This is a genomic window from Halomonas sp. ML-15 (assembly GCF_014779595.1).
Classification (GTDB): domain Bacteria; phylum Pseudomonadota; class Gammaproteobacteria; order Pseudomonadales; family Halomonadaceae; genus Franzmannia.
Window position 1 is genome coordinate 131,903 of record NZ_JACXZT010000010.1, and the last position, 23,372, is coordinate 155,274.

Genomic DNA, 23,372 nt, shown 5'->3' on the forward strand with positions numbered 1-23,372 from the left:
TACAAGACGCTTATAACATAAGACAGCACGCTAATATTAATCGGGAGACAATAATGAAAATTCCATCCAAGATGATACGTCGCGCACTCCTGCCATCGCTGGCCTTGACCGCCATGGCGGGTGCCGTGCAAGCCCATACGGTAACCTACGTCCTGTATGAAACTATCGACGTCATCGGTGATCCGGTGATGAATGTCAACTACTCCGAGCAGATGGTCTCGAACGCCATGTTCGAGCCACTGGTATGGGACTTCGACGCCCGCGCAGAAGAGGGGGAGAAGAGTGGGCTTCGTCCGGCGCTGGCCACCGAGTGGGAGCCTGTCGAGGGCGAGAATGCCTGGCGGTTCAAGCTCCGTGAGGGGGTTACCTTCCACAATGGTGAGCCTTTCACTGCCGAAGCTGTCAAGTACAGTATCGAGAGACCGTTTCGGGATGATTTTCCGAGCGGTGACAAGTTCCTCGATGTGCCCATCGACCACGTGGAAATTGTGAATGACCATGAGGTCATTATTCATACTACCGAGCCGGCGCCAATTCTGCCTAGCCAGCTATCGCGCAACGGCGCCTTTATCATGGAGCCGGGGCACTACCAGGCCATCGCAGAGATCGACGATAAGCGTTTCCAGCCGATGGGCACCGGTCCCTATAAACTCAACGAATACCGTGCCGACGATCGAGTGATCCTCGATCGGCATGACGACTACTGGGGCTGGTACGACAACAGCAACATCGAGCAGCTGGTATTCCGTAACATCCCCGAAGAGTCGACTGCCCTGTCGGAGCTGATCGATGGAAATGTCGACATCATTCGCCTGCGTCCCGATCTGGTGGATAGCGCTGAAAATGCCGACGGTGTGACCACCGTGATCGGCCCAAGTCTGGTACGCGGCATGCTGGGCTTGAACATGGATATGTACGAAGAGCTGCGTGATCCTCGGGTCCGCCGGGCACTCAACTACGCCATTGATCGAGATGAGATGGTGGATGCCCTGGCATTTGGTAACCAGGACCTGCAGATGGTCAACGTGGTCAACCCGCCCAATGACAATCCCGATCTCGACCCCTATCCCTTCGATCTCGAGCGGGCCATGGAGCTGATGGCAGAGGCGGGCTATCCCGACGGTTTCCGTATCGACACCATCGACGTGATGACCCCGGAGTCCTTCGACTATGCAGAGATTGCCGCGGCCTATTGGGGCGCTATCGGCGTAGACGTCGGTGAAGTGCGTCAGCTCGACTGGAGCGTGGTGCGCGAGCGCTGGGCGGCACGGACCCTGAGCGTGCACGCTTTCGCCTGGTCTGCGGCCGAGAATACCCCGGAAACCGATATGTGGGCGGTGCATGATGGGCGTCAGACCAACTCGACCCACTGGGCGACCTACAGCGATCGCTATGAAGAGTGGGAAGAGATGTATCGCGAGCTCGCTTCGACGATCGATGAAGATCGCCGGCAGGAGTTGAACTACGCGATGCAGGAGATCCTGCACGAGGATCCGCCGTGGCTCTATACCTATCTGATGCCGATTCCCATGGGTGTCAATGAGCGTATTGGTGGCTACTATCCCCACCCCTCAATGCTCGTGGAAGACTGGGCCTCCATCTACGTGAAGGAGTAACCCGCCGTGAAGCAGCCGGCTACGGCCGGCTGCCTCTTGGCCACCATAACAAGATAGCTTTCCAGGAGCGCCGTCGATGTTCTATCTCGCCAACCGAATGGTCCAGGGTTTGATCGTGATCCTGGCTGCCCTGACCCTGGCCTTTCTGATGATGTTCGTCATCGGGGACCCTGCGATGATGTACGTAGGGCCCGATGCGTCCTCCGAAGTGCTCGAGCGCTATCGTCGTTCGATGGGCTTCGACCGACCGATGATCGTGCAATATTTCGAGTTCATGCGTAGTGCGGTACAGCTGGATTTCGGCGTTTCCTATCGCCAGCGCACCGATGTGGTGCCCATTATTCTCGAACGACTAGGCCGTTCAGCCGAACTGGCACTTCCTGCCATGCTGCTGGCCGCCCTGGTCTCTATTCCGGTGGGGGTTATCAGCGCCGTTCACCGCAACACCATGATCGACTATGTCGCCCGTTTCGTGGCCCTGATTGGTCAGGCGGCACCCAATTTCTGGGTTGGCATCATGGCCATCCTGCTGTTCTCTTCTGCGCTGGGCATTCTGCCATCTTCCGGCCGTGCTGACCCCGGCTCGCCGATATGGACTCAGGCGCGATACATCCTGATGCCGATGGTGGTGCTATCGCTGATGCCGATGGCCTATCTGACCCGGATGATGCGTTCCACCGTGCTGGAGGTCATCAACGAGGACTATGTACGCACGGCACGTGCCAAGGGGCTCAGCGAGACCAAGGTCATCTACGTGCACGCCCTGCGCAATGCGCTGATTCCCTACGTGACTCTCTACGCCCTGCAGTTTGGCTGGATCCTGGCCGGCTCCATGGTGATCGAGACCGTCTTTGCCTGGCCGGGTTTTGGGCGCCTGCTGATGGACTCCATCCGTATGCTCGACATCCCTGTCGTGGCGGCGGGCCTGACCACGGTGGCCGCGCTCTATATCACCCTGAATCTGCTGGCAGACATGCTTTATACCCTGTTGGATCCGAGGGTCGTGAATCGTTAAACGGATCCTGACTGCTAACAACCACAAGATAGACCAAGGAGAATGATCATGGCGGAACGTGTAGCAATGATCGGAAGCGGCATTATCGGACGCGCCTTTGCCATCTGCTTTTCGCGGGGTGGTTACGAAGTCACCCTATACGATCCCAAGGGTGGTGCGGCGGAGGAGGCCATTCCCTTGATGCGCGAGACGGTGGCTGATCTGGAGCAGAATGGCCTGCTTAACGACCGCACCACCGATGATGTAATGAGCCGGATGATACCGGTCAAGACCATGGAGGAGGCCGTGGAGGGGGCGATCCATGTTCAGGAGAACGCCCCGGAAGTGCTTGAACTCAAGCGTGAGCTGTTCGCCAAACTCGACAAGATTGCCCCTAAGGATGCGGTGCTTGCCAGCTCCTCCTCGTCGATCGTGACCTCCAAGTTCACCGAGGAGCTGGAGGGGCGTCATCGCTGCATGATCGTCCACCCCACTAACCCGCCCTATGTGGTGACGATTCTCGAGTTGGTTCCAGCGCCCTGGACCGACCCCAAGGTCACTCAGAAGACCCGCGAGCGACTCGAAGCCATGGGCATGTCGCCGATCACTCTGCACAAGGAGATCACCGGCTTCATCATGAACCGATTCCAGTCGCCGATCCTGCAGGAGGCGTTCCGCCTGGTCGCCATGGGCGTGGTGTCGCCGGCGGATGTGGACAAGGCGATGTCGGAAGGCATCAGTCAGCGCTGGTCGTTCATCGGTCCCCTGGAAGTCGGCGATCTCAACGCACCAAACGGCTTCAAGGAATATGCCGAGAAGTACGAGGCCATGAACCGCAATATCGCCATGGAGCAGCGCGACCTCGTGCCCTGGGCCGGCCCGCTACTGGACTACATCGACAAGAGCTTTCGTGAGCGGATACCGATGGACCAGCACAAGGCGCGTCAGCAGTGGCGGGATCGCCGGCTGATGGCGCTGGCGGTGCACAAGAAGTGGGCCAACGAGAATATCAAGTAATCGCCGACGAAGGAGCAAGCAATGCGACTGGTACACACCATGATTCGTGTAGAAAATCTGGATGAATCTATCGACTTTTATACCCAGAAGATTGGGCTTGAGCTCGTGACCAAGGAGGATCTCCCCGGGAACGATGCCACCATCGCCTTCCTGCGCGAGCCCAAGAGCGGGCACGAGATCGAGCTGACCTACAACCACGACGGTCGCTCCTACGACCTGGGGGACGGCTACGGCCATATGGCCTTTGACGTGGTGAGCGTCGACGACACCTATGAAGAGTGGAAGTCGCGTGGGGTCGAGTTCTCGCTGCTGCCCAAGACCATGCAGAACGGCATGCGGATCGCCTTTGCCGTCGATCCCACGGGCTATAAGTTGGAGCTTCGGGAGATGCCGGAAACCGCATGAGTGCCTGACGTGATGCAGCCCTTTCAGTCTGATAGGGCTGCATCGATATATGTCGTGAATATTAGGAGGTCTGCGTGGCGCAATATCTGACGGACTTTTCCGATTACCCCAGCGGCGGGCCTCCTGCTGATTGGCGGGATGCCTGGATTCCCGGTGGGCACCATCTCGAGGTACGCGAAGCGGCTGACGCCATCGGTGGCAAGTTGCTCAGGCACCAGATTGACGTCAACAACCGTCGCGCCTGGGCCTGGGAGCAGGTGCCTCGGGGCTCGTCCTGCTATGAAGTGTTGGCGCGCATGCGGAGTAGCAGCGGTGATGCCAGGTTCGGTGTAATCGTGCGTGGCGACGGCGAGGGCGAGCGTGGCACCGAGCAGGGCGTGACCTGCGAGTGTTTCAAGGGTGCCAACCATGCCCTGGTGGAGCATGAGGCGCCGAAGCTGGAGCAGCGTCAGACTCTGTTTCTGATCGCCTATAACCCCGACGGCGAGGCGCAGCGAGGCCCTGAGCGTCCCCACGGTGTCGCCAAGGTCTGGGGTGAGAGCTTCTTTCCCTGGCAGCCCGACGACTGGTGCTGGCTGCGCGTGCGGGTTGAGGCCAAGGGCGGTGCGCTGCAGGTCAAGGCAAAGGCGTGGCGGGACGGCGAGGCAGAGCCGGACTGGTGGCACTACGACGTGGCAGATGTCGAGCCGGAGCACGTGGGTGCCAACGGCTGGGTGGGCATCACCGGCCAGCGCGAGCCCGGCATTCGCGAGTACGACATCTTTTCGGTAGGCACCGATGGCGATGCGGCGCCACTGCCATGAGGCATACGCCTTAGCTCCGCCATGAGACTGTCGTTAATCACTTACATCCTTGGTTGGACACTTCCGTCACGGACATGGTTAACTTTCAATGAAGTCGGATCCTTCAAGATTGTTACTATATAACAATAAAAATGATCGCCAGTGGCCTCCCAAGCTGCCGGCGAATCGGGAGGAGTACGCCATGTTATCCAGTGATAATAATCATCGACACGCATCGCTAGAGCGCAAAAGTCGACGCGGTATGGACACAGTTCCAGCCAGGATGGCGCAGAGCGAGGTGACACAGGAGGCGTTGATCGAGGCCTCTTGGCGTCGCTGCAAGGCAGTGGGGCTCGCGCCAGAAGATGAGCCTGAACTGAACTACGTAGCCAAGACCATTTTGAGTGACGAACGAGAACGTCTCGACTCAATACGTCGCATTGCTAGGGCCGAACTCGATCTACTTTACGGCCAAATCGCCGGAACGCGCTTTGCCGTTGCGCTGGCCAATGAGTCGGGGATGATCATGGACGCGCGGGCCGACAGCGATTTCAAGCGGGTAGCGCATGAGCGCAATATCCGGCTTGGTTCGCTTTGGCAGGAGTCACTCCGGGGGACTAACGCTCTCGGCACCTGTGCACTTGTCCAGCATCCTGTGCTGGTGCATGCAGGGGAGCATTATCTCGATCGCTACAAGACGCTAACCTGTGCTGCCGCGCCGATCTTCGACCCTGATGGCCAGATTATCGCGATCCTGGATGCTTCGTCTGATTCTTGTCCGCGGCCACCCCACACGCTGGCACTAGTGAACTTTTCGGCGAAGACGATCGAGATGGGCTATTTCCGAGAGCAGTACCAGCAGCACTTGATTCTGTCTTTCCATAGCCGCCGGGAGTACCGCTATACCGTCAGTGCCGGCCTGATTGCGTTGACGCCTGATGGCCAGCTCTTGGCCGCCAACCGCCAGGCGCTATTCATTCTTGACGGTTTGAATATCTCACGGGATAGCCATTTCAATGATCTCTTTACTTCGCCGTTTGGCGATGTCATTGACAAGGTTTTGGCCACGGGAGAAACCATGGTCGCGGACCATGTGGGGAGTCACTACTTTCTATCGGTAGAGAATACCAACTTGCTGCACACTACCCATACGCTTCAGTCCAGGGCAGATATGTCGACGACAGATGTCGAGAGGGGGCAGAGAGTATCTGATTCCGACCCTCAACAGGAAGATCCCTGCCTGAACACTCGCTTCGTAGCCAATGACCCTCAGCTTCTTGAGCGACTGAAATATCTGAATAACGCGGTCAAACGTTCACTGCCTATTCTTATTACCGGCGAGACTGGAACCGGCAAGGAAGTTTTCGCGAAGTATATCCACCAAGCGAGCGGAAGAGAGGGCGATTTCGTGCCGGTAAACTGCGGTGCGATTCCAGAGAATCTCGTTGAGTCCGAGCTGTTCGGCTATGTCGATGGTGCCTTCACAGGCTCTCGAAAAGGCGGTGCAGATGGACTATTTCACCAGGCTAATGGAGGCACCATTTTCCTGGATGAGCTGGGTGAGCTCCCCCTGGCAACTCAAGTAAAATTACTTCGCGTGCTGGATAATCGCCGCTATCGAAAGGTGGGGGGGACGAATGATATACGCGTTGACATACAAATAGTGGCCGCAACCAATGCCAATCTTCATGAAGCCGTCATGGCGGGCGGATTTCGCTCTGATCTTTTCTATCGGCTGAGTACTATTTCCATTCAGTTGCCCAATATTTGTGAGCGCTCGGACTTTGCTGATTTGGCGCAACATATTCTTAAAAAAATAGATCCCACCGTCACGCTATCACGCTGTGGCCTTGATGAGCTTCAGAGTCACGACTGGCCAGGTAATATCCGCGAGCTGCGCAATTTCCTCACTCGGCTTGTGGTGCTGAATGATGAGAGAAAAGTTACCAGAAAACATGTGCTGGCCACTTTCGAGATGGAAGCACTAGTGGGTATACCCGATCCGAACCGGCAGCGCGAAAAAGTACATGCGGTCAGCCAGCCTGACAATGATTCCTCATCGCTGCGCCCGGCAGTGACAGGCGCCAGTGATACCCGCCAGAGACTGCTGGCCGAGCGTATTCAGCGGGCATGCAAGCGGCATATGTTCAACGTCTCGAAGGTAGCGCGCGACGTCGGGGTATCGCGCAGTACGGTTTATAAGTACCTGAAGCAGTCACCTTGACGCTTCAGTCGTCAGCATCCTCCCGATAATGACAACACCGAGGTAACGACATGCGTTATAGGCAATTTGGAAATACCGACCTGGAGCTCTCCGAACTCTGTTTTGGCGCAATGCGCTTCACCAGCACGGCAGACCATGTGACGCTTCCCGGGGAGCGCAGTCAGGCTGAGGCCGAGCAGCAGAACCGCGAAGGGCGCCGGGCACTGGAGGCGGCACTCGGCGCGGGTGTCAACTGTATCCACTCGAGTGGCGATTACGGCACCCGCTGGATGCTGAGCGAGATTCTCGCCGAGCACCCCAAGCGTCACGACATACACCATGTGATCAAGATGACCACTCCCGACTATGAGGAGGGGCATGTTGATCCACGGGTATTGCGGGACAGCGTCGAGGAGGCGTTACGCGACTTGCATACCGACCGCATCGCTATCGTGCAGCACCTTCAGCGTGGGCCTCACGTACCCAAGGCCGAGGCCTATGCGGCAGAAGGTGACGCGCGCCGCATCGCTGCGCTACCGGAGATACTGGAGCCTCTCCAGGACACCTTCGAGGCGCTCAAGCGTGAGGGCAAGGTGGGGCATTTCATTACCTTCCCCCACACCATGGGCTACGCCGAGGCGGCATTGGATACTGGCGCCTATGCCGGCGTGGCGCACTTCTTCAATGTCATTGAGCCCGAGGCACTGCCGATTCTCGATCGACTTGAGCATGAGGGCAGGGGCTTTCTGGCCATTCGTCCCCTGCTGCAGGGCATGCTGACCGACAAGCGGGTTCAGCGCGACGGCCTGCCAGCAGATGATCTCAAGCATCGCGCCGGCTGGGACTCTCGCTATGCCCTGCTCGAGAAGATACGTGCGAGCATTGGTGAGCCGGATGCTGGCTGGACCAACTTTGCCCTCAAGTTCGCCCTGGCACACCCCGCAGTGACCTCGCTGGTGGTCAGCGCCAACAACGAACGGCAGGTCGAGGCGATGCTCGCAGCCTGCGACGGCAACTATCCCGACCGTGAGATGCTCGACCGGGTGTATGCGCTGGTCGAGGAGGTGGGCATGCCGCCAAAAGCGGATCTTTTCGGGCTCTGACGTGGACGCGCGTCGTCATCAGGAGGCACTCCCATGCTCTGGTTGGTGATTTTCTCATCGCTGTTCAGCTACATAGGTGTCACGCAAGCCATCAGGCGCAATCGCGCCGGGAAGAACTGGTTTCACTGGGCGTTCTGCTCGGTGTTCGCCATCGGCGGACTGCTGTTCTCCTTGGCCGCCGTGGTGACGCCGGGCGCAACCCCTGTCTCGTGAGGAGACCCGTGCGCTGGGATTTGAAAGGGCGATGGTGTAGAACGAGGTGTTATAGCAGCAGAATAACGCTCTATGCCGAGCGCCAATCCACGCCAGTTCGGGACAACACACGATGACTGATCAGGTAATGGCCGCCATCGACGGCTCGCAGTTCTCCGAGGGCGTATGCGACTACGCCGCCTGGGCCAGCCAGGCGCTGGCGGCGCCGCTGACCTTCCTGCATGTGGTGGACAACCACCCGCAGACCGCCGAGGCGGATCTATCCGGGAATATCGGCCTGGGCTCCCGGGAGCACCTGCTGGAGGAGCTGGCCAGCCTCGACGAGCAGCGTGCCAAGCTGGCCCAGGAGCAGGGCCGGGTGATGCTGGCGGCGGCCAAGACCCGTGCACTGGAGGCGGGCGTCAGCGAACCGGGCACCCGTCAGCGCAATGGCACCCTGGTCGAGACCCTCAGCGAGCTGGAGAACGATATCCGCCTGCTGGTGATCGGCAAGCGCGGCGAGACCGCGCACCGGGCGGTCGATCACCTGGGCTCCAACCTCGAGCGGGTGGTGCGCACCCTGCATCGGCCGATCCTGATGGTACCGGATCAGTTTCAGGCGCCCAGCAAGGTGATGATCGCCTTCGACGGCAGCAAGACCACCCGCAAGGGGGTGGAGATGATCGCCAAGAGCCCGCTGTTCAACGGCGTGCCCTGCCACGTGGTGATCGTTGGTGCCGAGACCGGCGACAATCGTTCGCAGCTGGAGTGGGCGCTCAAGACCCTGCGTGACGCCGGGCTCGAGGCGGAGGGCGCGATTCGCGCCGGCGAGGTCGAGGCGACCCTGCGCACCTATAAGGAGGAGCAGGGCATCGACTTGCTGGTGATGGGCGCCTACGGCCACTCGCGGATTCGTCATCTGCTGGTGGGCAGCACCACCACGGCGATGCTGCGGCGCGCCAGCGTACCGGTGCTGCTGCTGCGCTGAGGCGAGTGGTTTGGGTCACCACTGCGCCGGCTCTTGGCCGGCGCTCTGCCGTCAGGCGGGGGCACCGGTCAGCCGCTGTTTGAGCCGCTCGGCATAGCGGCTGATGACCAGGTAGAGGCAGGGCACCACGAACAGCGTCAGCAGCATCGAACTGGCCAGGCCGCCGACCACGGCGAGGGCCAGCGGCCGCATGATCTCGCCGCCTTCGCCCATGCCGATGGCCAGCGGCAGCATGCCGAGCACGGTGGTCGAGGTGGTCATCAGGATCGGGCGTAGCCGCACCGTGCCGGCGGCCACCACCGCCCTGGCCAGGGAGAGCCGCCGCTCACGCCGGCCGATCTCGATATACTCCACTAGCAGGATGGCGTTGTTGACCACGATGCCAATCAGCAGAATCATGCCGATCAGCACCGGTGCCGAGATCGGCGTGGCGGTTGCCCACAGCATCCCCACCACCCCGATCAGCGATAGCGGCGCGGCGCTGAGGATCACCAGCGGATTGCTCAGGCGTTCGTACTGCACTGCCAGCACCACGAATACCAGGAATATCGCCAGACCGATCACCAGGCGCATCTCGCGATTGGTCTCCTGGATGGTCTCCCACTGTCCGCCGATCAGCAGGCTCTGCTCATCGGGCAGGTCGAGGGTGGCCAGGCGCGCCTCGACCTCGCCCATGATGGTGCCGATATCGGCGACTGCGGTGTTGATATCGCCGTTGACGCGCACCAGCCGGCTCTGATTCTCGCGTTCGATATGCGCGGGTCCTTCTCCTAGCGAGAAGTGCGCCACGTCGCGCAGCTGCACCGGACTGCCGTTGTCGCGCACCAGCAGCAGCTCGCCGAGGGCGTCGGGGTTGCCGACCGCCGCGCTGGGTAGCCGTACGCGAATATCGATCTCGCGGTTGGCGGTGAGGTACTGGGTGGCCACGGCGCCATCCACCGCATCGCGGATGGCGTGGCCCACATCGGCGACCCGCAGCCCCAGATCGGCGGCGCGCTCGCGGTCGACTCGCACCCGCATCAGTGGAGACTGATCCTCGCGGCCCACTTCGACCCCCTCGAGCCCGGGAATATCGTCCAGCAGCCTTACCACATCGGCGGCGCTGGCCTGCAGCTGGCTGAGGTCGTCGCCGACGATACCAATCGACAGGTCATCGCCGCTGGTGGTAAAGCGCAGCCCGTCGATCCTCGGCGGCCGCACGCGCAGGCGCGCGCCGGGCAGGTCGAGGGCCTCGAGGCGCTGTTGCGCGTCGCTCACCCACTCTCCGGCGCTCATGCCACTCTCACGCTCGGCCAGCGGCCGCAGCTGGATCTCGGTACGCACGGTACCGGGACGCTCGTTGACCACGCCGCCGGATAGGTGGCCGCCCACCAGCATGAACTGGCTCTCCACGTCGGGTAGCCCGGCGATCACCTGCTCGACGCGCCGCCCGACGTCATCGGTGTCGCTGGGCGGCGTGCCCGGCGGCAGCCAGACGTTGATATCGATATTGCCGTCGTCGACCACCGGCAGAAACTCGTTGCCGAGCCGCTCCACGGCGAAGGTCGCCGCGACCAGCGCCAGGGCGGCGCCCCCCAGCACCCCCCAGCGCCACCGTAGTACCCTGGGCAGCAGGCGGCGATAGCGGTGACTCAACCACAGGATCAGGCGCTGGAAACCGCGCAGCGGCGCCAGGTCGGCCAGGCCGCTCTGATAGCGAATGCCGGCCAGCAGCGCCGCCAGCATCGGCACCAGGGTCAGCGCCGCCGCCAGAGTGGCGATAATGGCAAACGAGATGGTCAGAATCAGGTCGCGAAACACCAGTGCGGCGATGCCGGTGATCAGCAGGAAGGGCAGCACCGCGGCGAGGTTGGTGGCGGTGCCGGCGATGATCGCCGAGGTCACTTCGCGGGCGCCGTCGTGGGCCGCCTGGGCGCTGGACTTGCCGAGCCGTTCGCGGTGGCGATAGATGTTCTCGAGCATCACGATGGCGTTGTCGAGCAGCAACCCCACGCCGAGCGCCAGGCCCCCCAGGCTGATGATGTTCAGGGTCAGGCCACCCAGGCCCATCATCGCGAAGGTGGCCATCAGCGCGATGGGAATGGAGAGCCCGATGATCAGGCTCTTGCGCAGGCTGCCGAGGAACAGGAAGACCATCAGCATGGCCAGCAGCCCGCCGAGCAGGGCGGCGCCAGCCACCGAATTGATGGCGCCGCGGATAAAGAAGGCCGGATCGCTGACCGCCTGGAATTCGATGTCGTCGGGCACGAATCCCGAGCGCTCGAGCTGTGCCATGCGCGCATTGATGCTGTCGACCACGTCGACGGTGTTGGCCTCGGGGAGCTTGAAGATCGAGACCTGGGCCGCGGAGCGCTGGTTGAGGCGTGCGAACAGCCGCTGCTCGCGGTAGCCGTCGCGCACCTCGGCCACCTCGCCGAGACGGATACGGCGATTGTCGTTGCCGGGCAGGTCGAGCAGCACCTGACCAACGTCGTCGATGGAGGTAAACAGACCGTCGGTCTTGGTCATCACATCGAAAGTGTCGGAGGTCATCCAGCCACCGGCAATATCGACGTTATCGGCGGCCAGAGCATTGATCACCTGGGGCATGCCCAGCGCATAGGAGCGCAGCCGCTGCTGGTCGAGTACCACCTCGATCTCGCGCTCCTGGCCGCCCGCCGCCTCCACGCCGGAGACACCGTGCAGCGCGATCAACTGGGTCGCAAGCTGGTTCTCCACCCAGTCGCGCACCGCGGTCTCGGAGCGCACGCTGGAGCTGAAGCCGGCCTGCCAGATCGGGTCCTGGGCCGGATCGAACTTGTACAGCCGCGGCGGCTCGATGTCGCTGGGCAGCTGGGTGCGGGCCAGCTCCAGATAGCGGGCGGTGTCCTGTAGCGCCAGGTCGAGGTTGGTGCCGTACTCGAAGCGCAGGTTGACGTTGGTACGCCCCTCGGAGGCGCGGCTGTCGATGGTGACCAGGTTCTCCACCGCCGCCAGGTTGCGTTCGAGGACCCGAGTGACCTGCTGCTCGACCACCTCTGGTGCAGTCCCGGGATAGTTCACCGTGACCCGCAGCTGGGGATACTCGATATTGGGCAGCAGATCCACCGGCAGGCGGCTGAAGAAGAACAGCCCCAGCACCACTACCACGGCGGCCAGCGCCAGGGTGCCGGTGGGGCGCCGGATGGCGGCGCTGGTCAGTCCGCGACGGGACACCGTCAGTCTCGCCAACTGACGACACGCACGGCATCGCCGTCCTGCATGTCGATGGGGTTGGTCGCCAGCACCGCCTCGCCGGCGCTAAGTCCCTCGCGAACCTCGGTCCAGTCGCCGCGGGTCACCCCGGCCTCGACAATGCGGCGCGACAGCTGCTGCGCCTCGACCACATAGACGTAGTGCTGCTGCTGATGCTCGCCGATGGCGGCGGCGGGCACCGCCAGCGCCGTCGGGCGAGGGTCGATGACCATCTGTACGCGGCCCAGGTAGCCGGGGCGTACGCCGCGCTCGGCGGCGTCTTCCGGCAGCGCGATTTCGACGGTGACCAGACGGCTGGTAGTGTCTGCGGTGGGATGGATACGTGCGATATGCGCATCGAATACGCTGTCGGGCAGGGCGTCGAGGTGCACCGGCACCGGCTGATCTGCTGCGAGCTGGCCGACGTCCAGCTCCGAGACCCCCAGACGGATGATCAGGCTGTCCATGGCGGTCAGTTCGAACAGGGTGTCGCGGGCATCGACTGCCTCGCCCGGCTCCACGTGTCGCGCGGTAATCACCGCATCGCGGGGGGCCAGCACCTGGCCAAAGTCGGCCCGGGTCTGCCACAGCAGGTTTTCGCTTTCCGCTATCCGGTGGCGAGCCAGTGCCTGCTGATAGTCGGCCTGGCTGACCACCTCGCGCTCACGCAGCTCGCGGGCGCGCTGGTAGTGGAAGCGTGCTTCATCCGCCTGGGCTTCGGCGCGGCGTTGCTCTGCCAGGGTTTCGGCTACGTCGAGCTCGGCCAGCAGAGCGCCTCGCTCCACTCGGTCGCCGATATCGACGTGCACGGCATCGAGGGTGCCGTCGGTGCGGCTGGCCAATTGGATACGCGAGCGCGCCTCGACGTTGCCCGAGGTCGATAGTTGCCTCGACAGGTCGCGGGGCTGTACCTCGACGGCGGCAATCGGCGTGCCGGAGGGGGCTGGGTCGTCATCGGCGAGCGCCTGAGGTGGCACGCCAGAGTCGCTACAGCCCGCCAGCAGCAGGGCCAGGGGCAGTAGCGCCCGGCGGGCCATGCGCCCCGGCACAAGAGGGGAAGAAAGCATCGACATGACAATAGCCTACCAAGCCCGGGCGGTAGCCGATATGACCGCATGTCGGGGGAGGTGTTTCGTCCCGGCCTAGCGCGGCGTCTCTGACTGGTGGTCGGGTAGACGAGATAGGGGGCCCTGGGCGAGGCCCCAACCCGCCACCAGCATTACCAGCATGCCCGCGAGCAGGTGGTTGAAATGGCTGCCAAGATCGAGGGCGATGCCGATAACGGCGGGTGCCAGGCCGGTGGAGAAGACCATGCAGGCGCTCAGCGTGGCCCGCACGCGGCCCAGGTGCTCCACGCCCCATAGCTTGACCAGCAGACTGGTGGCCACCGGCTCCTGGGCGCCCATGGCCAGGCCGCCACCCACCATCAGTGCCCATACGCCGACATTGCCGCCGACTACCAGCGCCAACAGCAGGGCCAGCGCGAAGGGCAGCAGATAGCAGCGTGCCAGTACCAGAGGGCCGATACGGTCCACCAGGCGCCCACCCAGCAAGGCGCCGGGCAGCTTGGCAATGCCCATCCCGGTCAAAGCCAGCGCATAGACCGCCAGACTGCTGCCAAGGTCGTCGGTCATGCGGGCCTGGTAGATAAACAGCCCGGTCATGGTGACCGGCAGGATCATCAGCAGCGGTAGAAGCCGCCAGAAGCGGTTGTCGCGAAACGGCCTGGGACCTTGTCGTGGCTGGCCGCGAACCGGGCGCTGGCGCGGCGCGGCCGGCCAGCGAGCGCGCAGCAGCAGTGGTAACCACAGGGCGCCAAGTACCAGGCAGAACAGCCACCACAGCTCGCGCCAGCCAAGCCAGACCAGCAGCGCTGCCATCAGCGGTGGCAGCAGGGTCTCGCCGAGCATGACGCCCAGGCTGACCAGCCCCAGCGCGCGACCGCGCTGATGACTGAACTCGCGCCCGGCCAGGGTGTTGCCGAGGTGGGTCATCATGCCCTGGCCGCAGAAGCGCACCAGGCCCAGGCCGAGCAGGCCGGTCAGCCACCACGGCGAGAGCGTCAGCAGCAGGATCCCGGCCACCAGGGCAGTGAGTACCAAGATGGCGAAGCGCCGCGGGGCGATCCAGTCGATGCTGGGCCCGAAGCGCAGCATGGCGAAGCCGGCGACCAGGGTCACCAGGGCGTAGGCAGTGCCGAACTGGCCGGCACTTAGCCCAAGTCGCTCGCTGATGGGGGCCTGAAACAGGCCGATGAAGAAGCTTTGACCGAGGCTCGAGGTGAACATCGCCAGGAAGGCGATGCCCAGCAGAGCGTAGTGCTGACGTAGCAGGGTGCGATACCCCATAGGTGTCTCCCTGTGCGCTGGCGTGCCGTGGATGGCATGATGATGGAATAGCCGGCTGGACGTCAGCCGGGGTGCAGCATAGCAAGCTCATCGAATCAGGGTTAGCGAGGCGACCGACATGAATCATCCCGAGCTGGATATGCAGGCAGTACAGGCGCGGCTGGCCGCGCTGCGCCAGGAGCTGCAGGACGACAGCGAGTCGAGCCGCGAATCGCGCGACCCGGTGGTGCTCGACCAGACCTCGGTGGGGCGATTGTCGCGCATGGACGCCATGCAGGGCCAGGCGATGGCCAAGGCCGAAGAGGAGCGTCGCCAGCTGGCACTCAAGCGCATCGCGGCGGCACTGATACGCATCGAGCGCGGTGACTATGGCGAATGCATCGGCTGCGGTGAGTGGATTGCGGCCAAGCGGCTCGAATGGGATCCGCTGGTGTTAAAATGCATCGACTGCGCGCAAGCATAGTCGAAACAGGCGGAATGAGCGCTGATTCTCAGGGTATCTTATTGCCAATACACGCTACTTGAGGGAGAAAAAGAATGTCTATCACTCGTCACGACACCAAGGCGCGCATGAGCCGCGCGGTGATCCACAACGGCGTGGCCTGGCTGTGTGGCCAGGTGGCGGGCCCCGAGGCGCGTCTCGGCGATATTACCGCTCAGACCGAGAGCATGCTGGCGCGGGTCGATGCACTGCTCGCCGAGATCGGCTCCGACCGTGAGCATCTGTTGTCGGCTACGATCTACCTCAAGGAGGGGCAGGACGTGGCGGCGATGAATGCGGTCTGGGATGCGTGGGTGCCGGAAGGGCATGCCCCGGCGCGCACCTGCGTATGCGCGCCGCTGCCGGCCGATGAGCTCAAGGTGGAGATTACCGTCACCGCTTTGGTTCCTGGCGCCTCCTAATCGGTGGGTTCGTCGCTTGTCGCGGCCGGGCGCCGCGGCTGGTGGCGAAGAAACACCGCCATGCGTTCCGTGTCGCACTCGCCGACCTGGCACAGCTGCTCTGCGATCTCGGCATATTGACGCAGGACCGGGTCGATCAGGCTCAAGCGTGCGCTATCGTCGCTGGCCAGCTCGGCTTCGCTGGCCAGCCACTCGAATAGCCGCCCGAGGCGCGAAATATTAGGGTCGCCGCGGCCGCTGTTGCCGCGCATGGCATCCACGGCCAGGCAGCGCAGTACGCTACGCTTGTTGGGATCGAGGCTCTCCTTGTCGAGCAGCGCCTCGGCCTGGTGCACGAAGCGCTCCATCAACTGGGCGGCTTCGGCGGTGCGCAGTTGACGGCTCTGGGTTTCGAGGCTCTGATTCAGCGCAAGCTGCTGGATGCGTAGACCGGAGACCAGGCTTGCCACCAGCGTCAGCAGGCAGATCAGCCCCGCCACAGCCAGGCCGTATACCGCCAGCGCTACCAGTTCCTGAGGGCCCAGCGGCAGGCGCAGTTCACTGAGCGATAGCCCCAGGCCGCCGAGGGCGAGCGCCACCACCACGATCAGCACCAGCGTGGCCGCGCCCGGCGAAGACTTGACGTTCATCCGCGTGCTCCTGTCGACGCCCGGCGCGCATCGCCAGGCGTTTCCTGACAGCACTATCGGCGTGTTGGAGGTAAACTTGAGGCTCACTCTTCCTCGTCGCTTTCCCCGTCAGCAGCATCTGAATCGCTCTCTGATGCACTGTCCTCGGCTTCCTGCTCGGAGACTTCCTCGGCCTCCTCATCGATCTCCTCGGGGTCGACTTCCTCTGCCATGACCGTGTCGTCGTCTTCCTCGTCTTCCTCGTTTTCCTCTGCGTCCAGCGGCGCGGCCTCAACCTCTAGCCACTGGCCGAGGAAGCCGCTCAGCGACTCATCGACCATGGGGCTGATGGAGGAGAACGAGATCTGCAGCTCGTCGCCGTTGGCATCCTGTATCTCCAGGTGCTGCCAGCCGCTGTCGTCGCCGCTTAGCAGCAGCTCGCCGAGATCCGTTTCCAGCGCCGGTGAGCGAGGGCTGAAGCGGGCCTGCCACTCATCGGCTTCGCCGCTCAGGGCAATGGCGTAATCCTCCTCCAGTGCCCCCCAGTTACCGCCCAGCAGGTCGACCAGATGGCGACCGAACTCAGCGCGTCCAGGCAGCAGTTCATCGAGCAGCTCACGGTCTGGCAAGCCAACTTCTTCGATCTCGTCGCGGGGCCCAGGCAGGCGCTTGGGGAAGGCAAGCGTGGCCTCGCGCGGCGAGGAAAAGCGCCACACCAGCAGGCGCTCGCGCTGATAGAGGAAGTGTCCGTCGCTGTGCAAGCGCGACTGCTGGTCCTCGAGCCAGTGGCGCTGCTCGAAGTTGCCCTGTAGCTGGGCGGGGGCGGCCAGTTGGCGCTGCAGCTCTTCTCGCTCCAGGGCCTGAGCGCTGGCGCACAGGACGCCGGTAGAGGCCATGACGACCAGCAGTGGTCGTACGGGAAATGATGACGCGAGGAGCATGTTGACTCCGACGGTGGAACGGGATGCCTGAGCAGTGACCCATGATGCGCCAATCAGTTCCCGGCGCAAACCTCCGTGTGAGCGTGTCGCTAGCCGCTGGCAGGGAAGCGGGTGGCCTGCAGGCTATCCTTGATCTTCTTGAGATGGGTCAGGAAGTCTTCGCCGCGGCGCAGGGTGACACCGGTGGCCAGGACGTCGATCAGGGCCAGATGAATCATCCGTGACGTCATCGGCATATAGACGTCGGTGTCTTCAGGGGTGGTGACCTCCAGGGTCTCGGTGCACTCGCCGGCCAGCGGTGAGCCGGGGGCGGTGATGCCGAGGACGACGGCACCGTTCTGCCGTGCCAGCCGGGCGATTTCGACCAGCTCACGGGTGCGACCGGTATAGGAGATGATCACCACCACGTCGCCGGTATGACTGGCAGCGGCGACCATACGCTGCATCAGCACGTCCTCGTAGGCCATCACCGGCAGGTTGAAGCGGAAGAACTTGTGCTGGGCGTCCTGGGCCACGGGCCCCGAGGCACCGAGGCCGAAGAAGTGGATCTGCTTGGCCTGGATGAGGTAGTCGACGGCGCGTTCGACGCGCTTGGCGTCCAGTGCTCGACGCGCTTCGTCGAGGGCAGCGATGGTGGCGCCGAATATCTTGTCGCCATAGCCGGCGGCGTCATCATTGCGGTCTACGCTGCGACTCACGTAGGGAGTGCCGCCGGCCAGGCTCTGGGCCAACTTGATCTTGAAGTCAGGATAGCCCTTGGCTTCAAAGTTACGGCAGAAGCGATTGACGGTGGGTTCGCTGACCGAGGCAGCCTGGGCCAGGGTGGCGATGCTCATGCCGGTGGCCGAGGCGGGGTCGGCGAGGATCACATCGGCGACCTTGCGTTCGGAGCGGTTGAGCTCGTCCAATCGGTTGCGGATGCGTTCGATCAGGTCATGGCTGGACATGGGCGGCTAGACTCTTGGTAACGGGCGATGGTCGACATGTCGCGGCAACGGGTCTTGATGCTTGGAGGTCGATGATGTAGTGATTTAACTACATTATGGCGGTTATCCTAGCGTGGCACTGTCTCAAAGGCCACATGGATCTCGACGCTGCTGCCTCTTTGGTAGTAAAGTTACAGATAAATGTTGCTTTTTTTGCCAACGAACACGTATTTTATCGGTAAGTTAACCAAATTTCAGGGGGCTAGGCATGATTCAGCACAGCGCAATGTCGAGCGTGGCAGATACCGAGATCGATCTGGCGCTGTTCGGTGCGCTGGGGGATCTGGCCCTGCGCAAGCTGTTTCCAGCGCTTTACCACCTCGATCGCGAGGGACTGCTGCCCGAGGGGACGCGGATCGTCGGCCTGGCGCGGCAGGAGCTCGACGGCGAGGCGTTTCGCCAGCAGGTCGCCGAGGCGTTGCATAAGCGCATCAAGAGCGGTGAGCAGGACAAGGTCAGCCTCAAGCGTTTCCTGGCGCGCCTCGATTACCTCAAGCTGGATTTTTCAAGCGTCGAGGGCTTTGAGGCGATTCGTGCCTGGCGTGAAGGCTCGCCGCGCCCGCTGGTGATCTATCTGTCGGTGCCGGCCAGCATCTACGGCGACATCTGCCGTAATCTCCAGGCCAGCGGCAGCCTCGACGACAGCGCCCGGGTGGTGGTGGAGAAGCCGATCGGCTATGACCTCGCCTCCTCGCAGCAGATCAACGACGTGATCGGCGAGGTATTTCCCGAGTCGCGGATCTATCGTATCGACCACTACCTCGGCAAGGAGACGGTGCAGAATCTGATCGCGCTGCGCTTTGCCAACCCGCTGTTCGGCACCCAGTGGAACCAGAACCATATCTCCCACGTGGAGATCACCGTCGCCGAGCAGGTCGGTATCGAGGGCCGCTGGGGCTATTTCGATCAAGCTGGTCAGCTGCGCGATATGGTCCAGAACCATCTGCTGCAGCTACTCTGCCTGATTGCCATGGACCCGCCGTCGAATCTCGATGCCGATGCCATTCGCGATGAGAAGGTCAAGGTGCTCAAGGCACTCAAGCCGTTTGTCGGCGAGGCACTGGGACGCGATGTGGTGCGCGGGCAGTACACCGCTGGCACCAACGAAGGGGTCTCCGTGCCGGGTTACCTCGAGGAGGAGGGCGCCAATACCGAGAGTCACACCGAGACCTTCGTCGCCATGAAGACCGAGGTGTCCAACTGGCGCTGGGCGGGGGTGCCCTTCTATCTGCGCACCGGCAAGCGGATGCCCGAGAAGCTATCGCAGATCGTGATTCACTTCCGTCAGCAGCCGCATTACATCTTCGATCCGGACCAGCGCAGCCTGGCCGCCAACAAGTTGATCATCCGCCTGCAGCCGGAGGAGGGCATCGCCCTGCAGGTGCTGACCAAGGACAGTGGGCTGCATAAGGGCATGCGCCTGCGCCCGGGCCCGCTGCATCTGGATTTCAACAACGCCTTCCCCAAGTCGCGGATTCCTGACGCCTACGAGCGTCTGCTGCTCGAGGTGATGAAGGGCCAGCAGTACCTGTTCGTTCGGCGTGATGAAATCGAGCACGCCTGGCGCTGGTGTGATCAGCTGATTGCTGGCTGGGAAGCCCGGGATATGCCGCCGCGGCGCTATCCGGCGGGTTCCTGGGGGCCGGTCGCGTCGATTGCGATGATCACTCAGGATGGTCGCAGCTGGTATGAGGACTACTGATATGAGCCAGGCACGCCAACAACTCGCCACCCAACTCGCAGAGGCCGTCGCCGAAGCGCTGCGCAGCGATCTCGACCGCCAGGCGCGCGCCCTGCTGGTGGTCTCCGGCGGCTCGACGCCGGTGCCGTTCTTCGAGGCGCTAGCCGCTTACGAACTGCCCTGGTCGCGGGTCGATGTGACCCTCGCCGACGAGCGCTGGGTTACTGAGAGCAGCGCCGACAGCAACGCCCGCCTGGTGCGTCAGCATCTGTTGCAGGGGCCGGCGGCGTCGGCCAATTTCGTGCCGTTGACCAGCGCTACCGAGACGCCAGAGCAGGGGGTGGCCGAAGTGGCCGCACGGGTCGAAGGCCTTGCCTGGCCGGCCAGCGTGGTGGTTCTCGGTATGGGTGGCGACGGTCATACCGCGTCGCTGTTTCCCGATAGCCCGGAGCTTTCGCTGGCGCTGTCCAGCGATGAGCCGCTGGTGGCGGTGCGTACTCCTAGCCAGCCGCAGCCGCGGATCACCTTCAGTGCCGGCCGCCTGCATCAGGCGCGTCGTCACATGTTGCATATCAACGGCGATGACAAGCGCAGTGTGCTGGCTGCCGCGCTGGCCGGCGACGACGTGCGTGCGCTGCCGATCCGTGCCTTCCTGGCCTGCCCGCTGGCCATCTATTGGGCACCCTGATTTTTTCTGGAGACTCTGATCATGACCATCGACAAGCAGCTGCCATCCACGCGCACTACCGAACTCGACAGCATCTGTCTCAAGGCCGAGGTGATTCCGGTGATTACCATTGAGCGCCTCGAGGATGCCGTGCCGATGGGGCGTGCCTTGGTCGAGGGTGGCTTGACCGTGCTCGAGATAACGCTGCGTACCGACTGTGCGCTGGAGGCGATCAAGCGCATGCGCGAGGCCTTGCCGGGCGCCAGTATTGGCGTGGGAACGGTACTGACGCCGGCCCAGTACCGTCTGGCCGAGGAGGTCGGTGCCGACTTCGTGGTCACCCCGGGCGCCACTGAAGCGCTCTATCGCTATGGCGTGGAGAGCCCGGTACCGATGCTGCCGGGGGTGTCGACCATTTCCGAGCTGATGACCGGCTGGCAGTACGGCTACCGTCGCTTCAAGTTCTTTCCTGCCGAATCCAGCGGTGGCGCCAAGGCGATCAAGGCGTTCGGTGCGCCGATTCCCGAAGCGCGTTTCTGTCCTACAGGGGGGATCAGCGTCGACAATGCCGACGAGTATCTGGCGCTGCCCAATGTAATGTGCGTAGGCGGCTCCTGGCTGACGCCCAAGGCGCTGGTCGAGGCCGAGGACTGGGACGCCATCCGCGAGCTGGCACGTCAGGCGGCGGAGCGCTTCCACCACTGAGCAGGCAACGAATACTATCTCTCTCGACAGCCCGTGCTGTTGTTCGGCCCGTTCCTCGTGAGCGGGTCTTTTTTTGCGTGCTGGATGTGGGGCAAATGCCGGGCAAAAGAAAGCGCGCCGGTCATCCAGGGACAGCCGGCCGCGCACAAGCAAGTTGCACTGAAGGCGTCATCCAGGCGTGGGCACCATTGCCCTTGCCTGATGGCGTTGGTCTTACCGGCACCCGGCAGGGCCGGTCGTCGGTGAAGACCCGGCCAGTATAGGCAGTCGGCCTTTGCGGAATAAGTGGGTACAATCGAAAACTAGTGTTTCCAAAATGGAAACTTAGCGCGAGCCCATCATGACAGGATACGAGGCCCGACATGGCGACCCTGGATGCTCTTAAAGTCTTTGTCGAAGTGGTGCGCAGCGGCAGTTTTACTGCCGCTGCACGGCGCCTGGGTATCTCCAAATCGCTGGCCTCCAAGCGGGTCGCGGCGCTGGAAGACGAGCTGGGGGTGAGTCTGCTCAATCGCTCGACGCGCTCACTGCGGCTTACCGAGTCGGGGCAGATCTACTACGAACATGGCCTGCGTATCCGCGAGGAGTTGGCCTCCGCCGAGGCCCAGGTGCAGTCGGTCACCGCGCGGCCGCGTGGCCAGCTCAAGGTCAGCGCCCAGGTCAGCTTCGGCTTCATGTATCTGGCCGCACCGACTACCGCTTTCATGCGTCGCTACCCTGACGTGGCGGTGGAAATTCTGCTCGAGGACCAGCGCTTCGAGCCCATCGACGACGCCGTCGACCTGGCCATCCGCATGGGGCCGCTGCCGCCCTCGAGCCTGGTATCTCGGCCGCTGTGCAAGGTGGTCTACGGGCTCTATGCGGCGCCGGAGTACCTGGCGCGGGTCAACCGTCCTCAGCATCCCCAGGATATCCGCGAGCATGACAGCATCTTCTACGGCAACTACGACCTCGGCGCCCACTGGCGCTTTTCACTCAACGGCCAGCCGCTGGACATCGAGCCCGGCTCACGGTTGGTGATCAATAACCTGCTGGGGGTGGTGGAAGCCGCGAAGGCGGGGTTCGGGCTGGCCTACCTGCCGACCTTCGCGGCCCGTCAGGCGGTGGCCGAGGGGCTGCTGGTGCCGCTGCTGCAGCCCTACTGGAACGAGCACGGCAGCATGCTGGTGCTGTTCCGCTCGCGCAAGTATCTGCCCGACAAGACCCGCGCCTATCTGGATTTCATTACCGACTGGTTCCGTGAACACTTGGCGTTGTAGGGGAGCGTCACCACGGGATCGGCTCACCGGCCCAATCCCAGAAACTGCCGCTGTCGTTGGGGGTGCGCTGGGCAATTACCGTCAGCAGGCGCTCGGCGACGTAACCCGGGGTGAACAGTTTGCCGTCGGGGACCCGCGCCTGAAAGGGTTGGGAGAGTGCGGTGTCTGTGGTGCCGGGGTGCAGGCACAGCACGCAGGCCTGGCGGTTGAGGCGCTTGAGCTCCACCGCGGCGGTCCTGAGCAGCATATTGTGGGCGGCCTTGCTGGCGCGGTAGGCGTACCAGCCGCCGAGACGATTGTCGCCGATCGAGCCGACCCGCGCCGAGAGGCTGGCGAAGTAGGTCGGGTGCTGCCCCTTGAGCGACGGCAGTAGCGTCTGCAGCAGCAGTGCAGGCGTCGCCGCGTTGACCTCGAACAGGCGGGTCAGGGCACCGGCCTCGAGGTCCTCCAGGCGCTTCTCCGGGCCGATGCCGGCGGCGTCATCATGGAGCATGCCCAGGGCGTTGATGCACAAGTGAAGCGGGGCGCCGTCGAGCCGCTCGGCCAGCGCGGCGCGGCCTTCGGCGCTGGTCAGGTCGGCCTGTAGCGGCTCGGCGATACCCCGCGGGTCGTGGTCCTCCAGCGCCAGTGGCCGGCGGCTGACGGCGATCAGCCGGGTGACCTGAGGTGCATTGAGTAGCGCTGTGCAGAGCGCCTGGCCGATGCCGCCAGAGGCGCCGGTGACGAGTACGTTGATGCCCTCGGGGAGCGTGGGGAACATG

The 23,372-nt window shown here is 63.0% G+C and carries 22 protein-coding genes; 15 read left to right on the forward strand and 7 right to left on the reverse strand.

All coding sequences use genetic code 11. The annotated features are described in order from the left end of the window. Positions 1 to 53 precede the first annotated feature (53 nt). The 9 genes from IEI94_RS07610 (at position 54) to IEI94_RS07650 (ending at position 9,300) form a co-directional block, all read left to right on the forward strand. Positions 54 to 1,616, forward strand: a complete 1,563-nt coding sequence (locus IEI94_RS07610; RefSeq protein WP_191166711.1) for an ABC transporter substrate-binding protein — start codon at positions 54 to 56, stop codon at positions 1,614 to 1,616. A gap of 76 nt (positions 1,617 to 1,692) precedes the next feature. Then, a complete protein-coding gene (locus IEI94_RS07615) occupies positions 1,693 to 2,631 on the forward strand; it encodes an ABC transporter permease (RefSeq protein WP_191166712.1) in 939 nt (312 codons plus the stop codon). A gap of 48 nt (positions 2,632 to 2,679) precedes the next feature. Then, on the forward strand, positions 2,680 to 3,627 hold the full coding sequence (locus IEI94_RS07620; protein ID WP_191166713.1) for a 3-hydroxyacyl-CoA dehydrogenase: 948 nt from the start codon (positions 2,680 to 2,682) through the stop codon (positions 3,625 to 3,627). 21 nt (positions 3,628 to 3,648) lie between these two features. Further along, complete coding sequence (locus IEI94_RS07625) at positions 3,649 to 4,032, forward strand: VOC family protein (protein WP_191166714.1); 384 nt, start codon at positions 3,649 to 3,651, stop codon at positions 4,030 to 4,032. A 74-nt stretch (positions 4,033 to 4,106) separates the two neighbouring features. Continuing rightward, positions 4,107 to 4,835 (forward strand): hypothetical protein, encoded by a 729-nt coding sequence (locus tag IEI94_RS07630; protein WP_191166715.1) that lies wholly within the window; start codon positions 4,107 to 4,109, stop codon positions 4,833 to 4,835. A 181-nt stretch (positions 4,836 to 5,016) separates the two neighbouring features. Next, a complete protein-coding gene (locus IEI94_RS07635) occupies positions 5,017 to 7,038 on the forward strand; it encodes a sigma-54-dependent Fis family transcriptional regulator (RefSeq protein ID WP_191166716.1) in 2,022 nt (673 codons plus the stop codon). Between the two features lie 50 nt (positions 7,039 to 7,088). Then, the gene (locus IEI94_RS07640) at positions 7,089 to 8,120 is read left to right on the forward strand and encodes an aldo/keto reductase (protein ID WP_191166717.1); all 1,032 of its coding nucleotides are present in this window, start codon (positions 7,089 to 7,091) and stop codon (positions 8,118 to 8,120) included. 33 nt (positions 8,121 to 8,153) lie between these two features. Beyond that, entirely contained in the window at positions 8,154 to 8,333 is a 180-nt protein-coding gene (locus tag IEI94_RS07645; RefSeq protein WP_191166718.1) for a hypothetical protein, read from the forward strand. Between the two features lie 112 nt (positions 8,334 to 8,445). Beyond that, positions 8,446 to 9,300: a universal stress protein gene (locus IEI94_RS07650; protein ID WP_191166719.1), complete on the forward strand. Its 855-nt coding sequence runs from the start codon at positions 8,446 to 8,448 to the stop codon at positions 9,298 to 9,300. A gap of 51 nt (positions 9,301 to 9,351) precedes the next feature. On the opposite strand, the gene IEI94_RS07655 is transcribed toward IEI94_RS07650, so the two are convergent. The 3 genes from IEI94_RS07655 to IEI94_RS07665 form a co-directional block, all read right to left on the reverse strand. Beyond that, complete coding sequence (locus IEI94_RS07655) at positions 9,352 to 12,495, reverse strand: efflux RND transporter permease subunit (protein WP_318153375.1); 3,144 nt, start codon at positions 12,493 to 12,495, stop codon at positions 9,352 to 9,354. Positions 12,496 to 12,497: 2 nt separating this feature from the next. Then, positions 12,498 to 13,586 (reverse strand): efflux RND transporter periplasmic adaptor subunit, encoded by a 1,089-nt coding sequence (locus IEI94_RS07660; RefSeq protein WP_224749996.1) that lies wholly within the window; start codon positions 13,584 to 13,586, stop codon positions 12,498 to 12,500. A gap of 69 nt (positions 13,587 to 13,655) precedes the next feature. After that, positions 13,656 to 14,861 carry an MFS transporter gene (locus IEI94_RS07665; RefSeq protein WP_191166721.1) on the reverse strand — a complete coding sequence of 402 codons (1,206 nt, stop codon included), beginning with the start codon at positions 14,859 to 14,861 and terminating at the stop codon, positions 13,656 to 13,658. A 118-nt stretch (positions 14,862 to 14,979) separates the two neighbouring features. Between IEI94_RS07665 and IEI94_RS07670 the strand changes: the two genes are divergently transcribed. Continuing rightward, positions 14,980 to 15,324, forward strand: coding sequence for a TraR/DksA family transcriptional regulator (locus IEI94_RS07670; protein ID WP_191166722.1), 345 nt, complete (start codon positions 14,980 to 14,982; stop codon positions 15,322 to 15,324). Positions 15,325 to 15,398: 74 nt separating this feature from the next. Next, the gene (locus IEI94_RS07675; RefSeq protein ID WP_191166723.1) at positions 15,399 to 15,764 is read left to right on the forward strand and encodes a RidA family protein; all 366 of its coding nucleotides are present in this window, start codon (positions 15,399 to 15,401) and stop codon (positions 15,762 to 15,764) included. Here IEI94_RS07675 and IEI94_RS07680 read toward each other — a convergent pair. The 3 genes from IEI94_RS07680 to IEI94_RS07690 form a co-directional block, all read right to left on the reverse strand. Further along, a complete protein-coding gene (locus IEI94_RS07680; RefSeq protein WP_191166724.1) occupies positions 15,761 to 16,393 on the reverse strand; it encodes a hypothetical protein in 633 nt (210 codons plus the stop codon). The two genes, IEI94_RS07675 and IEI94_RS07680, sit on opposite strands and share 4 nt — an antisense overlap. An 83-nt stretch (positions 16,394 to 16,476) precedes the next feature. Further along, positions 16,477 to 17,313, reverse strand: coding sequence for a LolA family protein (locus tag IEI94_RS07685; protein ID WP_191166725.1), 837 nt, complete (start codon positions 17,311 to 17,313; stop codon positions 16,477 to 16,479). An 89-nt stretch (positions 17,314 to 17,402) separates the two neighbouring features. Continuing rightward, positions 17,403 to 18,260, reverse strand: a complete 858-nt coding sequence (locus IEI94_RS07690; RefSeq protein WP_191166726.1) for a MurR/RpiR family transcriptional regulator — start codon at positions 18,258 to 18,260, stop codon at positions 17,403 to 17,405. A 247-nt stretch (positions 18,261 to 18,507) separates the two neighbouring features. Between IEI94_RS07690 and zwf the strand changes: the two genes are divergently transcribed. The 4 genes from zwf to IEI94_RS07710 all read left to right on the forward strand — a co-directional run bounded on the left by zwf (position 18,508) and on the right by IEI94_RS07710 (position 22,611). Next, positions 18,508 to 20,001 (forward strand): glucose-6-phosphate dehydrogenase, encoded by a 1,494-nt coding sequence (gene zwf, locus IEI94_RS07695; protein WP_191166727.1) that lies wholly within the window; start codon positions 18,508 to 18,510, stop codon positions 19,999 to 20,001. Between the two features lies 1 nt (position 20,002). Beyond that, on the forward strand, positions 20,003 to 20,668 hold the full coding sequence (gene pgl / locus IEI94_RS07700) for a 6-phosphogluconolactonase (protein WP_191166728.1): 666 nt from the start codon (positions 20,003 to 20,005) through the stop codon (positions 20,666 to 20,668). A 21-nt stretch (positions 20,669 to 20,689) separates the two neighbouring features. Continuing rightward, the gene (locus tag IEI94_RS07705) at positions 20,690 to 21,352 is read left to right on the forward strand and encodes a bifunctional 4-hydroxy-2-oxoglutarate aldolase/2-dehydro-3-deoxy-phosphogluconate aldolase (RefSeq protein WP_191166729.1); all 663 of its coding nucleotides are present in this window, start codon (positions 20,690 to 20,692) and stop codon (positions 21,350 to 21,352) included. 362 nt (positions 21,353 to 21,714) lie between these two features. Further along, positions 21,715 to 22,611 (forward strand): LysR family transcriptional regulator, encoded by an 897-nt coding sequence (locus IEI94_RS07710; RefSeq protein ID WP_191166730.1) that lies wholly within the window; start codon positions 21,715 to 21,717, stop codon positions 22,609 to 22,611. A 7-nt stretch (positions 22,612 to 22,618) separates the two neighbouring features. Here the strand turns inward: IEI94_RS07710 and IEI94_RS07715 are convergent, their stop codons facing one another. Beyond that, entirely contained in the window at positions 22,619 to 23,371 is a 753-nt protein-coding gene (locus tag IEI94_RS07715) for an SDR family NAD(P)-dependent oxidoreductase (protein ID WP_191166731.1), read from the reverse strand. Between the last annotated feature and the right edge of the window lies 1 nt (position 23,372).

What these genes read in the sequence shown, in the direction of transcription:
- IEI94_RS07610 (WP_191166711.1), top strand. Translation starts at nt 54, where the DNA reads ATGAAAATTCCATCCAAGATGATACGTCGCGCACTCCTGCCATCGCTG.
- IEI94_RS07615 (WP_191166712.1), top strand. Translation starts at nt 1,693, where the DNA reads ATGTTCTATCTCGCCAACCGAATGGTCCAGGGTTTGATCGTGATCCTG.
- IEI94_RS07620 (WP_191166713.1), top strand. Translation starts at nt 2,680, where the DNA reads ATGGCGGAACGTGTAGCAATGATCGGAAGCGGCATTATCGGACGCGCC.
- IEI94_RS07625 (WP_191166714.1), top strand. Translation starts at nt 3,649, where the DNA reads ATGCGACTGGTACACACCATGATTCGTGTAGAAAATCTGGATGAATCT.
- IEI94_RS07635 (WP_191166716.1), top strand. Translation starts at nt 5,017, where the DNA reads ATGTTATCCAGTGATAATAATCATCGACACGCATCGCTAGAGCGCAAA.
- IEI94_RS07640 (WP_191166717.1), top strand. Translation starts at nt 7,089, where the DNA reads ATGCGTTATAGGCAATTTGGAAATACCGACCTGGAGCTCTCCGAACTC.
- IEI94_RS07645 (WP_191166718.1), top strand. Translation starts at nt 8,154, where the DNA reads ATGCTCTGGTTGGTGATTTTCTCATCGCTGTTCAGCTACATAGGTGTC.
- IEI94_RS07650 (WP_191166719.1), top strand. Translation starts at nt 8,446, where the DNA reads ATGACTGATCAGGTAATGGCCGCCATCGACGGCTCGCAGTTCTCCGAG.
- IEI94_RS07660 (WP_224749996.1), bottom strand. Translation starts at nt 13,586, where the DNA reads ATGTCGATGCTTTCTTCCCCTCTTGTGCCGGGGCGCATGGCCCGCCGG.
- IEI94_RS07665 (WP_191166721.1), bottom strand. Translation starts at nt 14,861, where the DNA reads ATGGGGTATCGCACCCTGCTACGTCAGCACTACGCTCTGCTGGGCATC.
- IEI94_RS07670 (WP_191166722.1), top strand. Translation starts at nt 14,980, where the DNA reads ATGAATCATCCCGAGCTGGATATGCAGGCAGTACAGGCGCGGCTGGCC.
- IEI94_RS07675 (WP_191166723.1), top strand. Translation starts at nt 15,399, where the DNA reads ATGTCTATCACTCGTCACGACACCAAGGCGCGCATGAGCCGCGCGGTG.
- IEI94_RS07680 (WP_191166724.1), bottom strand. Translation starts at nt 16,393, where the DNA reads ATGAACGTCAAGTCTTCGCCGGGCGCGGCCACGCTGGTGCTGATCGTG.
- IEI94_RS07685 (WP_191166725.1), bottom strand. Translation starts at nt 17,313, where the DNA reads ATGCTCCTCGCGTCATCATTTCCCGTACGACCACTGCTGGTCGTCATG.
- IEI94_RS07690 (WP_191166726.1), bottom strand. Translation starts at nt 18,260, where the DNA reads ATGTCCAGCCATGACCTGATCGAACGCATCCGCAACCGATTGGACGAG.
- zwf (WP_191166727.1), top strand. Translation starts at nt 18,508, where the DNA reads ATGATTCAGCACAGCGCAATGTCGAGCGTGGCAGATACCGAGATCGAT.
- pgl (WP_191166728.1), top strand. Translation starts at nt 20,003, where the DNA reads ATGAGCCAGGCACGCCAACAACTCGCCACCCAACTCGCAGAGGCCGTC.
- IEI94_RS07705 (WP_191166729.1), top strand. Translation starts at nt 20,690, where the DNA reads ATGACCATCGACAAGCAGCTGCCATCCACGCGCACTACCGAACTCGAC.
- IEI94_RS07710 (WP_191166730.1), top strand. Translation starts at nt 21,715, where the DNA reads ATGGCGACCCTGGATGCTCTTAAAGTCTTTGTCGAAGTGGTGCGCAGC.
- IEI94_RS07715 (WP_191166731.1), bottom strand. Translation starts at nt 23,371, where the DNA reads ATGTTCCCCACGCTCCCCGAGGGCATCAACGTACTCGTCACCGGCGCC.